General features: G+C 38.3%; 13 protein-coding genes. 7 read left to right on the forward strand and 6 right to left on the reverse strand.

The window, feature by feature from the left end:
* Nucleotides 1-7: 7 nt before the first annotated feature.
* The 6 genes from F903_RS05295 (at nucleotide 8) to F903_RS05320 (ending at nucleotide 5,956) form a co-directional block, all read left to right on the forward strand.
* Nucleotides 8-934, forward strand: coding sequence for a branched-chain amino acid transaminase (locus F903_RS05295; protein ID WP_004669582.1), 927 nt, complete (start codon nucleotides 8-10; stop codon nucleotides 932-934).
* Between the two features lie 156 nt (nucleotides 935-1,090).
* Nucleotides 1,091-2,251 carry a nucleotide sugar dehydrogenase gene (locus tag F903_RS05300; protein ID WP_005195296.1) on the forward strand — a complete coding sequence of 387 codons (1,161 nt, stop codon included), beginning with the start codon at nucleotides 1,091-1,093 and terminating at the stop codon, nucleotides 2,249-2,251.
* A 171-nt stretch (nucleotides 2,252-2,422) separates the two neighbouring features.
* A complete protein-coding gene (locus F903_RS05305) occupies nucleotides 2,423-3,178 on the forward strand; it encodes a hypothetical protein (protein WP_004669580.1) in 756 nt (251 codons plus the stop codon).
* 34 nt (nucleotides 3,179-3,212) lie between these two features.
* A complete protein-coding gene (locus F903_RS05310; RefSeq protein ID WP_005195297.1) occupies nucleotides 3,213-4,208 on the forward strand; it encodes a Stealth CR1 domain-containing protein in 996 nt (331 codons plus the stop codon).
* A 14-nt stretch (nucleotides 4,209-4,222) separates the two neighbouring features.
* Entirely contained in the window at nucleotides 4,223-4,981 is a 759-nt protein-coding gene (locus tag F903_RS05315) for a glycosyltransferase family 25 protein (protein ID WP_005195298.1), read from the forward strand.
* A gap of 63 nt (nucleotides 4,982-5,044) precedes the next feature.
* Complete coding sequence (locus tag F903_RS05320; protein ID WP_005195299.1) at nucleotides 5,045-5,956, forward strand: glycosyltransferase family 32 protein; 912 nt, start codon at nucleotides 5,045-5,047, stop codon at nucleotides 5,954-5,956.
* A 79-nt stretch (nucleotides 5,957-6,035) separates the two neighbouring features.
* Here F903_RS05320 and F903_RS05325 read toward each other — a convergent pair whose 3' ends face one another.
* Together F903_RS05325 and F903_RS05330 are read right to left on the reverse strand one after the other, a co-directional pair.
* Entirely contained in the window at nucleotides 6,036-6,923 is an 888-nt protein-coding gene (locus F903_RS05325; protein WP_005195300.1) for a hypothetical protein, read from the reverse strand.
* Between the two features lie 189 nt (nucleotides 6,924-7,112).
* On the reverse strand, nucleotides 7,113-8,021 hold the full coding sequence (locus F903_RS05330; protein ID WP_034595107.1) for a glycosyl transferase: 909 nt from the start codon (nucleotides 8,019-8,021) through the stop codon (nucleotides 7,113-7,115).
* A gap of 267 nt (nucleotides 8,022-8,288) precedes the next feature.
* Here F903_RS05330 and F903_RS16805 point away from each other — a divergent pair, with 267 nt between their 5' ends.
* Nucleotides 8,289-8,873 carry a glycosyltransferase family 25 protein gene (locus tag F903_RS16805; RefSeq protein ID WP_005195303.1) on the forward strand — a complete coding sequence of 195 codons (585 nt, stop codon included), beginning with the start codon at nucleotides 8,289-8,291 and terminating at the stop codon, nucleotides 8,871-8,873.
* Between the two features lie 376 nt (nucleotides 8,874-9,249).
* Here F903_RS16805 and F903_RS05340 read toward each other — a convergent pair whose 3' ends face one another.
* The 4 genes from F903_RS05340 to F903_RS05355 all read right to left on the reverse strand — a co-directional run bounded on the left by F903_RS05340 (nucleotide 9,250) and on the right by F903_RS05355 (nucleotide 13,133).
* Nucleotides 9,250-10,125 carry a lysophospholipid acyltransferase family protein gene (locus tag F903_RS05340; protein WP_005195305.1) on the reverse strand — a complete coding sequence of 292 codons (876 nt, stop codon included), beginning with the start codon at nucleotides 10,123-10,125 and terminating at the stop codon, nucleotides 9,250-9,252.
* 5 nt (nucleotides 10,126-10,130) lie between these two features.
* Nucleotides 10,131-10,352, reverse strand: coding sequence for a hypothetical protein (locus F903_RS05345; protein WP_004669570.1), 222 nt, complete (start codon nucleotides 10,350-10,352; stop codon nucleotides 10,131-10,133).
* A gap of 107 nt (nucleotides 10,353-10,459) precedes the next feature.
* A complete protein-coding gene (gene aspS / locus F903_RS05350; protein ID WP_004669569.1) occupies nucleotides 10,460-12,238 on the reverse strand; it encodes an aspartate--tRNA ligase in 1,779 nt (592 codons plus the stop codon).
* 127 nt (nucleotides 12,239-12,365) lie between these two features.
* Nucleotides 12,366-13,133: a DUF4184 family protein gene (locus F903_RS05355; RefSeq protein ID WP_034594922.1), complete on the reverse strand. Its 768-nt coding sequence runs from the start codon at nucleotides 13,131-13,133 to the stop codon at nucleotides 12,366-12,368.
* Between the last annotated feature and the right edge of the window lie 79 nt (nucleotides 13,134-13,212).

The following is a 13,212-nucleotide window of genomic DNA, read 5'->3' on the forward strand; positions in this document are numbered from 1 at the left end:
ATGTGCGATGAGTTTGGCTGATCGTGATGGTTTTATTTGGCAAGATGGAAAAATGGTTGATTGGCGTGATGCAAAGATTCACGTCTTAACACATACACTACATTATAGTATGGGTGTGTTTGAGGGTGTTCGTGCCTATGAAACTCCGAACGGTACAGCAATCTTCCGTTTGCAAGATCACACCAAACGCTTATTAAATTCAGCAAAAATTTATCAAATGAAAGTTCCATTTGATCAAGCGACTTTAGAACAAGCACAAATTGATGTCGTGCGTGAAAATAAATTGGTGTCATGCTATTTACGTCCATTGATTTGGATCGGTTCTGAGAAGTTAGGCATCGCGGCAACGGATAATACCGTTCATGCAGCGGTTGCGGCGTGGTCTTGGGGAACGTATCTTGGTGACGAAGCAATGGCGCACGGTATTCGTGTAAAAACGTCTTCATTTACGCATCACCATCCAAACGTGACCATGTGTAAAGCAAAAGCTTGTGGTAACTACACAGTATCAATCTTGGCACACCAAGAAGTTGCTCGTGCGGGTTATGACGAAGCAATGCTGCTTGACCCACAAGGTTTTGTTTGCCAAGGCGCTGGTGAAAATGTCTTCTTGATCAAAGATGGCGTGTTACATACCCCAGATTTAGCAGGGGGTGCACTTGAAGGGATTACTCGTCAAACAGTGATGACCATTGCTAAAGACCTTGGCTATGAAGTCGTAGAGCGTCGTATTACTCGTGATGAGTTTTATATTGCTGACGAAGCATTCTTTACTGGTACTGCTGCTGAAGTAACCCCAATTCGTGAATATGATGATCGTGAAATCGGTTGTGGTTCACGTGGCCCGATCACCACTGAAATTCAAAAGACTTTCTTTGATGCTGTTCAAGGCCGTAATGATAAATATGCGCATTGGTTGACTTATGTGAAATAAGTAAATAACCATAGATTAAGCGAAGCTCAGGCTTCGCTTTTTTATTAGCTGCTTTTTAATAGTGAAGCTGTCAACAGATTGCAATCAAAGCATCATCAATCCTTAATTAAACTCGGCTACGTTGATCTCTAAGCACAATTAAAAAATAGAGAAACAATGAAAATTACCGTGGTCGGCGCAGGTTATGTGGGTTTATCCAATGCCTTGTTATTTTCCAAACAACACGATGTGATCGTACTAGATATTGACCAAACAAGAATTAAGCAGATCAATCAAAAGATATCCCCAATCAGTGATGCCTGTATCCAAAGCTACTTAGCCGAATCGCATATTGAAGCCACCAGTGATAAAGAACTGGCTTATCAACAGGCAAAATTGATTATTATTGCCACCCCAACCAATTACAATCCTGAAACCAATTACTTTGATACTTCAAGTATTGAAAGCGTGATCGCAGATATTCACAGCATCAATCCCAAAGCACTCATGTTGATTAAATCCACCGTACCCGTTGGCTATACTGCTGAAATTTCTAAAAGACTCAAGTTGAAAAATCTGATCTTTTCGCCTGAGTTTCTTAGAGAGGGGCAGGCATTGCAGGATAATCTATATCCATCACGAATTATTGTCGGCGAAAAATCCAAACGCGCAGAAAAAATCGCCAAGTTGTATCTAAAAGCAACGATTAAAAAAGATGCTGTGTTGCTCTGTGTCGACTCGACTGAAGCTGAAGCGATTAAGCTGTTTTCAAATACCTATTTGGCGATGCGAGTGGCTTTCTTTAATGAACTCGATACCTATTGTTTGAAGAATAAATTGAGTGCTTTAGATATTGTTACAGGTGTTGCTTTGGATCAGCGTATCGGAGATCACTATAACAATCCATCCTTTGGTTATGGTGGCTATTGCTTGCCGAAAGATACCAAGCAACTGTTAGCCAATTATTACGATACGCCACAAGAACTGATTTCAGCGATTATTCGTTCCAACCAGACACGTAAACAGGCGATTATTGAAGATATTTTGAGTCGAAAAGTATCCTGTGTCGGGGTTTATCGACTAACCATGAAAGCTGATTCAGACAATTTTAGAGAGTCGGCTGTGCATGATGTGTTGCAAGGTTTGGCTGAGCAAGGTATCAATATTGTGATTTATGAGCCGACCTTGGATGTAAAGGAATATTTAGGTCATCCGATTGAATCAAGCCTACAAAAATTTAAGAGCAAATCTGATTTAATTATTGTGAACCGAATGGTTCCTATGTTTAGTGATGTAATGGAAAAAATTTATACACGGGATTTGTTTGGAGTGAACTAGCTTTTGTAGCAAAAACAAAATGAAATAATCCTAATCGTTTGACGAATTTATAATAATCAATTTAATCATGCCTATGCTAAGATAGCTCAATATTCGGTGCGTACTATTTAAGGCTTGCGATATCGGACGCGCAACGCAAAAAATATTATTTCAGGCATTCAAGGTTATCAAATGGTCGACATTCAACAAAGCTCAGCAACACACGAAGAAAATATCATTTTGTGTATGAAATGGGGAACCAAATACGGTGCTGAATACGTCAATCGTTTGTATAACATGGTCAAACGCCACTTGACCCTACCTTTTAAAATGGTCTGTCTCACTGATCGTACCGAGGGGATTGACCCCAATGTACAATGTTTCCCAATCCCACCTTTAGATTTGCCAGCAGGTGCGCCTGAGCGTGGTTGGAATAAACTTTCTACCTTTGAGCCAGATTTATACGGCTTGAAAGGTAATGCACTTTTTCTTGATCTTGATGTTGTGATTATTGATAACATCGATTGCTTCTTTCAAGAATCAGGTGAGTTCCTGGTTATCCATGATTGGAAACGTCCTTGGCGTGTCACAGGCAATAGCTCAGTTTATCGTTTTAAGTTGGGTGCTTTTTCTGGAATTTTGCCGTATTTCCGCGAAAACTTTGATGAAATCAGTCATAAATTTAGAAATGAGCAAGAATACTTATCTTGGTTTGTGCATAAAGAAGGTAAATTAAGCTACTGGAATAAAGAATGGTGTAAGAGCTATAAATACCATTGCTTAAGAAAAGTACCATTTGCTTATTTTCAGCCACCAATCAAACCAAAAGGTGCAAAAATTATTATTTTCCACGGTGAGATTAATCCACCTGATGCAGTCAGCGGCGGCGGTGGGAAATGGTATCGTTATGTATTGCCATCGGATTGGATTAAAGACGCTTGGCAGTAAGTGTAACTGCGATAAGGACAAAAGAGTTTGATTTATGATAGATACCATACAACCTATTGATATCGTGATTGCTTGGGTTGATGGGAGCGATCCTAAGTTAAAAAACAAGCGTCAACAATTTATAAACCCATCTGCACCATCAAATGCTGTAGAAGCCACCCGTTTTGCCAGTAATGATGAAATTTATTTTTGTATTGCCTCAATCCTAAAATATGTGCCGTATTGTGGAACAATCTATGTGGTGACAGATCAACAGTCACCACAATGGTTAGATCAATTTGAACAACAAAATCTCTGTGAAAAAGACAAAATTAGAATCGTCGATCATACCGAATTATTTGAAGGCCATGAGTCTGCACTGCCGACGTTTAATTCATTGAGCATAGAAACGATGCTTTGGAATATCCGAGGGCTATCGGAGCGTTTTATTTATCTAAATGATGATTTCTTTTTTAATCGTATCTCTAATATCCATGATTTTTTAGATGCTAGCCGTATGGTGATCTATGGTCATTGGCAAAGTAATTTTATAAAAAAAATGAAATACATCATTCGTCGATTTCTCCAAGAAAAAATGGGGAAAATCGCGCAACCCAAATATTCAATTGCACAGATGTTAAGTGCAGATATGCTCGGTTTACCTAAATATTATGAAATACACCACCGTCCGCATATTCTCGATAAAACAATTTTAACTCAGTATTTTCAACAACATCCTAGTGTTTTAGCAAAGCAAATAAGTTTTAGATTTAGACATATCGACCAATTTTTGCCTGTCGGCTTGTCAAATCATTTAGCTATTCAGTCTAATCAAACGATTTTAAATGATGACGTTGAAATTGCCTATTTGAAAGATGGTCGTGATCTAGAATGGTTTATGCAGCAACTGAAAAAAGGTGAAACCAAGTTTGGCTGTATCCAAAGTCTAGATCAGTTAGAGCCAAATGCAGAGCAAACAGTACGTTCAGCATTGATCGATAAATTTAATGATGTTTTGCCGAGTCAGATTCGAGCAAGTGTCGCAGTATAAGGTAGAGATCTCATATGAAAGTCGTAACTTATCTGATCAATCTTGAAGGTAGTGAGCAACGCTTAGCCAATGCAACAGCCCAATTACAAAAAGAAAATTGGGCGTTTAGTCGTTTCCCTGCATACGATGGTCGAGGCAAAGCACTCACTGAGTTTGAAAATTATGATGATCAAAGCGCTCAAAAAATCTTAGGGCGTAGTTTGATCAGTTCAGAGCTCGGTTGTTATTTGAGTCACTATGGCTGTGCTGAAAAATTTTTAGAAACTGATGCAGATTATCTCGTAGTACTAGAAGATGATATTGATGTTTTACCGAACTTTAAGCAAAATCTAAACTCACTTTTAAGTTATCTCGATCAGCATAAAGAACTTGATTGGTATGTGGTAAACCTTGCTGCAAAAAAGAAAAAACTCGCAAAAGATATTGTTCAAATCCATGAATATACACTCTGGCATGCTTATTATTTCCCGATTCGCGGTGTGGGATTGGTTTGGTCAAGACAGGGGGCAGAAGCGTTTGTTCGACTTGGTAAAACGATGCAAGTTCCTGTCGATATTTTCCTCCAAAGCTGGTTAAGTAAAAATGGTAAAGGATTGGGAGTATGGCAACCCTTTGTGCAGCCGGCGGGTATAGATAGTGATATTTTAGGTACTGTTGCGACACAGGGTATCAAACGTAAAGATTTAGAAAACCGCAGTGCGTCTCATGGTTTAAAGAAGCAGAAGCGAATGTGGCGTGACCGCTTTTATGCTATTCGACATTTGATTTCTTAAAGGTTAGTCACTTGAGTGGATCACAATGCACCACATTATATTTATTTATAGCTGAGTATTTTGATGAAAATTTTTAAAAAATTATTCTATTTAGCAAAATTTCATTTGATGTATTCCTATAAAGTTAGGCATAAGAATAAAAAAATCGACAATTATGCGGGAATGCTCACATTTAATCCAACCGAGAAAAATATTGTTCTACCGAAAAAAATATGGATGTATTGGGAAAATGATATTCCCGAATTTGTTGAAAAGTGTATTGATCGGATGCGTGAGAAAAACCCTGATTATGAGGTTTTTGTGCTCAATCCAGATAATGTCAAGCAATATAGCCAAATTGACTTTAGCCTACTTAAAGATGCAACAGCCCAGCAAAAAGCTGATTTACTTAGATTTGATCTGATGTACCAGCACGGTGGTATTTGGTTAGATGCCAGTATTATTTTGTATGATAGCTTGGATTGGATATCGGATATTATGCAAAAAAATAAGACAGAGAACTTCGCATATTATCGACGGAAAAATACAACAAATTTGAGTTATCCTGTTTTGGAGAACTGGTTATTGGCCAGCGTTGGAAATCATCTTTTCTTTAAACAGTGGTATGATGAATTGTATTTAGCAATTCAACAGACACCCAAAAAATATATACAGCATATTAAAGCAACGGAATCAAATACTAAGGATATATTTCAACAGATCAGTAATCTAGAATACTTGGTGGCCTATGTTGCATGCCAAAAAATTATGAGAAAAAATTTCCCTAGTATTACTTTGATTGATTGTGATGAAAATGCATTCTATTACCAAGTCAAAAATAGATGGGTGAAAGAAAAAATATTAATCAATATGGCAATTAATTATCCAGCAGATGAATACCCGAAATTGATAAAACTGGCAGGGAAAGAGCGTAACTATTTGTGCCAGTTTTATAATAAAGGTATGTATTTCGAAGGATCGTTGATTGATATTTAGTCAGATGTAGTGGATTCTCATTTAATTTGGCTTAAATAGTTCCTGTTGGGTGAGCAGTATTGTATTTGGATGTTTAATTTTAGAGTTGTATCTTTTTAAAGGACTCTATCGCACTCTGAGGCGAAAGGTTATAGACCTGAACATTCTGCTCTGAAAGGAATGTTGCGGCTGCATCAAATGCAGGAAAGATTAAATGTAAATATTGGTCTAGCATGGTCGGTTGCTTATTTTCGCTATTTTCATAAAAACGTGGTTGTGAGAAATTGTTCATATCTAGCCCCGCGATATAAATTTCTTTGAAACCAATAGCATAACAAACTTGCAGAGCAACGTAAGGTACAGTCAAATAGTCAAAAACAGCATTAAATATATTGGTTGAGAAGCCAAATTTGTCATATAAATGGAAATATGGTTTTGTTGGGTCAATCTTTTGCTTTTTACCCATAAAAGGTTCTATCGTGTCATCTTGAAGTATGGTCTCGATGATTTTGATTTGACACTTAATCTGACTCGGATCTATTTTATTTAAGATAATACCTAAACAGCGCGGTGTGGTAAAAAAAATACAATCACTTTTAAGTACTTTTAAGACAAGATCAAAGCGTTTAGTTGTAAAGTTAAAATCAATAATTACATAATATTTAAAATGAATATAATCGAGTGAGATGGCACCATTGACACCAATATAGTCATAATCAGGGTTTGAAAAAAAACGATGATCTATCTCTTTGATTGAAGGTCCTGTTGCAACCAATACACAGGTTTTTTTGTCGCTCTTAAATGGTTTTGTATGGTCGGCGATCAATCTTTTGTTGAAGAATAATTGCTCTAGGTCACCCTCGTCATTGCGAATGGCTTTGTAATACGGCCAATAACGTCGATTATGTTTATATGCTTTGGAATGAAAAGACTTATATAGGAATTTGAGAATATTCTTGGTGATGTGATTAAAAAAAAACTGTTGCATTGAGGATACCCAGTAATAAGTTTATCGCTGTAGCAATGGAGGCGAACCATGACTAACAGGTTAATTATATTATATCTTTAATGCAAAGAGTGCTCAGCGTGTCAAAAAATCTATATTGAATATTTTTCAATCGATGAACGGTACTCAGACATATATGGTCAACAGTACCGTTTTAAAGTGTGGGTTCACTCAATCATCTAAAGTAAACTTCTTCTTTTCTTTAAACGTAGACTTAAGATATTTGATCGATCGGCTGAACCAGTTCCCGTCATCTTCAGGGCGAGTTACCTTGTTACCCTGATAGTTAACTTGGGTGGCTTTTTGAAATGCGCCAAAAGGTTCCACTAGATAGTTTTCAGGTTTAAAACCGTGATCCAAAGCTTCTTGATAATATTGATCAAATAGCTCAACTAAATCCTGTCTTGGATGAGGCATGATTTTACCATCAAACCAATGTTTTTGGCCTGCGGCTTCAAGACGTGGTAGCGCATATTTGTGGCTAAATTGCGTCCCCATATCTGAGTAATGCAAAATTTTAATCTGTTCAATAGTTAAGCCTTCACCATCAATATTATTGTAGGAATCTTGATAAGGTTGAACTAACTCAGGTTTGTCTTTCAAAAGCTGCATTAATTGTTTGTGGCTATTTGGATCTGCTTGGATCGCTTTCAAGGAGGGGAGGTATTGCTTTGCTTTTTCACAATCCCAAACACATGTACAAAGACGAGCTGTGCTTTTACCGCCTTTGGCGATCACGATGGCATCATCATGCATTGGGTGAGACCATAATTCAGCAATATCACAGAGTACAATGACATCAGCATCCATATAGATCGAACGACCTTCAAAGTTTGATGACTCAGCAACAGCCCAGCGGAAACCAGAAAAGGGTGTTGCCCATTTCTCAGTATGCCAGCCTTCATCGGCTTGTGGGTTGGTATACCACGGACTTTGTGGATCGTGACTGAGTTGCATCCAAACAATTTCGACTTGATGTTGGGTATGTTTACGAATGCTGTAATCAAGCACCATCATTTGCTCGAGATCACAGTTATTGGGATCACAGCCCACAAAAATTTTAATTACTTCACTATTCATATCTGCAATACACTTCATAATATATAAATCAATGCAGTAGGTAGAAATGGATCTCTAAAAATGCACTGCATGACGAATTAAAGCTAACATTGTAAGTCTATATTTTCAACATGACTAGGGTTGATGTGTGTTGAAACAAATTAGTCTAGAGGTTTCATATGGGGCATGGTTTTTAGGTAATACAAATGAGATATAGTTTGTGGTTGAATTTACAATATATAATATGAATAATACGTTAGATTTACTGCCTTAATATTGTGACCTGTTGTGGTTGATGAAGATTATACTATGAAAAATTTTGTGATTAGTCTCACGTTTGCTAATCAGCGTCGCGATCATATTCTCTCTATTTTTGAAAAACAATCGATCGAATTTAGTTTTTTTGATGCGATAACACCAATCACTCTGGAACAAGTTGCCAAGGATCTAGATTTAGATATTACAAAAACAGACTTAGCAAAAAGTGAAATAGCTTGTTTATTAAGTCATGCGGCATTGTGGAAAAAGGCAATTGATGAAAACCTGAGCTACATTGCTATTTTTGAAGATGATATACATTTAGGTGAAAATGCTGATCGCTTCTTGACGAAGAGTGATTGGATACCTGAAAACTGTTCAATTGTTAAACTAGAAGCTTTTTATCCCAAAGTTGGCGTGGCTTCATCCTCCTTTAGACCATTGCCAATGGAACGTAATCTATCATCATTAAAAACGGTACATATGGGCTGTGGTGGATATATTTTATCTCAGCAATCAGCTCGTGAATTACTATCACTATTAAAACAGTACATATGGGCTGTGGTGGATATATTTTATCTCAGCAATCAGCTCGTGAATTACTATCACTATTAAAACAGTACGATAAGTTAATTCCTGTCGATCATATTGTTTTTAAAGATTATATGATGAAATTCCCTGATGACATTTTTCAAATGTTACCTGCTCTTTGTATCCAAGATCACCTATTAGCGAAGAGATATAATCTAGAGAACGAGCATAATAATTTCTCAAGTTTTTTAGAGCAAGACCGGAATATTCGTAAAGGTGAATATGAATATAAGGCTAAAAATAAGATGAAACGTAGTCTAACGCATAAAATACGAAGAGAAGGATTGCGCCCTGTTATCCAAATCATGAAGTGCTTTAAAGTGTTAGCGCGAAAGTTGAGAGGGGAGAGACTGGTAAAAGTTACATTTAAATAATTGTGTAACTTTTGGGTTTTAAGGAATCAGCTCTTTTTATAGAGGTCCTCAGAACCTTTACCACCCTTAAACCGTTTATATCCCCACATATATTCACTAGGAAAACGGTTGATCATCTGTTCAACTGCTTTATTCAGTGCAGTCGTTGCAACCTCAATATCTCGATCATAGAGTTGAGGATCATTAAGATCATCACAGTAGACTTCAAAACCTTCATCATCTTCGCGACGAAAACAGCTTAAACCTACTAAACGACATTGGGTTTTTTGTGCCATTTTACTTGCTAATGTGCTCGTAAGGCAGGGAATGCCGAAGAAAGGAACCACAACACCACCTGAAGGTTGAGGTACATGATCGGGCAGGATCACGCTAAACCCGCCTTGTTTAAGGTTTTTAAATAAAGCCTTTACACCATTGGCATCAGTTGGAACCAATGTTGCATTGAGTCGCTGACGAGCATGGAGAGCAAAGCTATTAAAGCCACTATCTTTCATCGGTTTGTACATGATGGTGGGGATACCGTATTGGTGTACCCATGCATTCATCATTTCCCAAGTTCCGAGATGCGGTGTAATGATCAATGCGCCTTTAGGGTCTTTTAAGGCATCTGTTAAGACATCTAAGTGATGAACTTTTTGGATTTGTTGGATGCTCCATTCGGGCGACATAGCCCAACATTTTCCAGATTCAATATAGCTCAAACATTGCTTGGTAACGCTTTCTCTTGCAAGGTGCTCGCGTTCATTCTCTGGAATGCTTGGATAAGCTAAACCTAGATTGATTCGTGTTTTCCACAACATGCTTTTGTTGGGATTTTGATTGATCAAATACGCTGCCACTTTTGCAATACTACGCAAAAATGGCAAAGGTAAAAGACGAAGCAGTGCGCTATAAAAGGACATTTGAATTAGTCTTTTTTATCTGCATTGCCTTTGAGCACCATGTAAATCAGTGCGGCAAAAATCACTAATGCACCTGCTAGACTGCTGACGCAAAAATATAAAATTCGTTGATAGGTGGTCATATTGAAGAGTTCATTCGACAAGATGTAACGCATAAGAAACCATTGCGCAAGTGAAAACACAATAAGGACAATTGTGTGTCGACGCACATCTGGACGCATGGCCATGGGCAGATACCTTCAATAAAAAACTGGTTTATTATGCCATTAAAGAGAATCAATCTCAATTTACAAAAAAAGGCGCTGTAAACAGCGCCTTTCCTTTGCTTAAATGATTAAGCTTCTTTCTTTTGTTGTTCGCGTAAACGAATACCCAAATCACGTAATTGATTTGCTTCAACTGGTGCAGGTGCTTGAGTCAATGGACATTCAGCCGTTTTGGTTTTCGGGAATGCAATCACATCACGAATCGAAGATGCGCCTGTCATTAACATCACTAGACGATCTAAACCAAATGCCAAACCACCATGTGGAGGCGCGCCATAACGTAATGCATTGAGTAAGAAGCTGAATTTCTCTTCTGCTTCTTCATCAGAAATACCTAAAGCTTCAAAGATCGCTTTTTGCATTTCTAAGTTATAAATACGCAATGAACCACCACCGACTTCAGTACCGTTGAGTACCATGTCGTAAGCAACCGAGAGTGCAGCACCTGGGTTGTTCTTCACTTCTTCAACACTTGATTTTGGTAATGTGAATGGATGGTGAACCGAGGTCCATTTACCATCATCCGTTTCTTCAAACATTGGGAAGTCTACAACCCAAAGAGGAGCCCACTCACACGTTGCAAGATTCAAGTCATGACCGATCTTGACACGAAGAGCACCCATCGCGTCATTGACGACTTTAGCTTTATCCGCACCAAAGAACACGATATCGCCATCTTGAGCGCCGACACGTTCTAACAGTTCAAGTACGATTGGCTCGATGAATTTAACGATTGGAGATTGAAGACCTTCAATACCTTTTGCCAATTCATTGACTTTGATATATGCCAAACCTTTCGCGCCGTAGATGCCGACGAATTTGGTATATTCATCAATCGCACTACGTGGTAATGATGCTGCGCCTGGAACACGTAAAGCAACGATACGACCTTTAGGGTCTTTAGCAGGCCCCGCGAACACTTTGAACTCAACTTCTTGCATCAGATCAGCAACATCGATGAGTTTCAACGGAATACGCATATCAGGTTTGTCTGACGCATAATCACGCATTGCATCCGCATAAGTCATACGTTGGAATTTATCGAATTTAACACCAAGAAGTTCATCGAACATCTTCACTGTTAAGACTTCCATCAAATCCATGATGTCATCGTCACTCATGAACGATGTTTCAACGTCGATTTGGGTAAATTCAGGCTGGCGATCAGCACGCAAGTCTTCATCACGGAAGCATTTAGCGATTTGGTAGTAACGATCAATACCACCGACCATCAGTAATTGTTTAAACAATTGTGGTGATTGTGGCAGAGCGTAAAAGCTACCATTTGAAACACGGCTAGGAACGAGATAGTCACGTGCACCTTCTGGTGTTGCACGAGTGAGAATCGGTGTCTCAACGTCCAAGAAACCATTGTCTTCGAAATAATTACGAATTAAGTTGGTTAATTTAGAACGGAAACGCAGACGGTCTAACATTTCTGGACGACGAATGTCCAAGAAACGATATTTCAAACGAATTTCTTCAGAAATATTGGTATTTTCATCATTCAAAGGGAAAGGCGGCGTTTCTGAAGCAGCAAGTACTTCAATCTCTTTGCCTAAAACTTCAATTTGACCACTCACCATATTGGCATTTTCAGTGCCTTCATAGCGGCGACGAACGCGACCAGTAATTTTTAAAACAAATTCTGAACGTGCTTTATCCGCAGTTGCAAAAGCTTCTGGGGTATCTGGATCAATGACCACTTGCACGAGACCATCGCGGTCGCGCATATCAAGGAAAATCACACCGCCATGGTCACGGCGACGATGAACCCAACCACATAAAGTTACGGTTTGATCGATTTGGGCTTCAGTTAAAGAGCCACAGTAATGAGTGCGCATCATATTGAATTATTTATCCAAACTATATTGGCTGTAAAGGTGAATGCGTAAACAGCGCAGCACCAATGAAGAGGGAGATTATGCCTTGTTGAGCGGATTGTCTCAAGTCTTAAGCGGGTTTATTGGCACTTCACAAATGCTGAGGTGATTTTCGATCGAAAAATAACAATAATAAGCAAGACAGTGTGAAGATCGTTAGTCCTGTTTGAGTAAATTCATTGATTGATTTACCAATGAAAAAGTAAGGCTCTTTCATCCAAATCTCGGATGCGATATGACGATTATAATCCCAAAGTGATAACAGTCCACCAATGCTTGAAATGATCAGGCTAATCCATAAAAAAAATTTAAACGCCTTTGGAGCAATCCCGTTTTGCTTATGTTTTTGGTAATAACCTAAACACATCCAAAAGATAAAGGGCAGTGCAATAATGGATGAGCCAATCTGTAAAACGAAATGTAATGGATAGTTAAAGCCAAACAATGAGATTTGCTGAGCAAGCATTGTTTTAAATGCAAAAGTACGGAAATCTAAATGGGTGAGTCCATCCCAAATTAGATGTGTTGCAGTTCCCACGATAACCGCAAAACAACTCATCAAACTAAAGGCAATAAAACGGTCAAATGAGTGGATATGTAAAGGATCTTGGATCGCGAACAGACGGTAGATCACTGGACGATAAAGTAAATACCACAGGATGCAAAAGAATAGGCCAATTGGAAGATTTGGAAATAAAATGCCGCTCCATTGGTGGGTCAGTGCAATATTTCCTTGTGTAAATAAACGATATAAGTCAGGTGTCATACAGCCAATCGCTAAAGCTGCGATGGGCAAATGACCTTTACTGATTTTTGATAATGGTGGTGCAAGAACTGCATGAGACAGGGTAAAAGGCATATCGTTAGAAAACGAGTTTTTTAAAATCATGGAGCGACAGTGTAGCAAATGTTTTTTTCAGCTATGTTTTTTATTGCAA

It is taken from the genome of Acinetobacter sp. NIPH 298, from assembly GCF_000369505.1.
Lineage (GTDB): Bacteria > Pseudomonadota > Gammaproteobacteria > Pseudomonadales > Moraxellaceae > Acinetobacter.

Bases quoted from the DNA above. Each gene is read 5' to 3' on its own strand.
- F903_RS05295 (WP_004669582.1), top strand. From the start codon at position 8: ATGAGTTTGGCTGATCGTGATGGTTTTATTTGGCAAGATGGAAAAATG.
- F903_RS05300 (WP_005195296.1), top strand. From the start codon at position 1,091: ATGAAAATTACCGTGGTCGGCGCAGGTTATGTGGGTTTATCCAATGCC.
- F903_RS05305 (WP_004669580.1), top strand. From the start codon at position 2,423: ATGGTCGACATTCAACAAAGCTCAGCAACACACGAAGAAAATATCATT.
- F903_RS05310 (WP_005195297.1), top strand. From the start codon at position 3,213: ATGATAGATACCATACAACCTATTGATATCGTGATTGCTTGGGTTGAT.
- F903_RS05315 (WP_005195298.1), top strand. From the start codon at position 4,223: ATGAAAGTCGTAACTTATCTGATCAATCTTGAAGGTAGTGAGCAACGC.
- F903_RS05320 (WP_005195299.1), top strand. From the start codon at position 5,045: ATGAAAATTTTTAAAAAATTATTCTATTTAGCAAAATTTCATTTGATG.
- F903_RS05325 (WP_005195300.1), bottom strand. From the start codon at position 6,923: ATGCAACAGTTTTTTTTTAATCACATCACCAAGAATATTCTCAAATTC.
- F903_RS05330 (WP_034595107.1), bottom strand. From the start codon at position 8,021: ATGAATAGTGAAGTAATTAAAATTTTTGTGGGCTGTGATCCCAATAAC.
- F903_RS05340 (WP_005195305.1), bottom strand. From the start codon at position 10,125: ATGTCCTTTTATAGCGCACTGCTTCGTCTTTTACCTTTGCCATTTTTG.
- F903_RS05345 (WP_004669570.1), bottom strand. From the start codon at position 10,352: ATGGCCATGCGTCCAGATGTGCGTCGACACACAATTGTCCTTATTGTG.
- aspS (WP_004669569.1), bottom strand. From the start codon at position 12,238: ATGATGCGCACTCATTACTGTGGCTCTTTAACTGAAGCCCAAATCGAT.
- F903_RS05355 (WP_034594922.1), bottom strand. From the start codon at position 13,133: ATGCCTTTTACCCTGTCTCATGCAGTTCTTGCACCACCATTATCAAAA.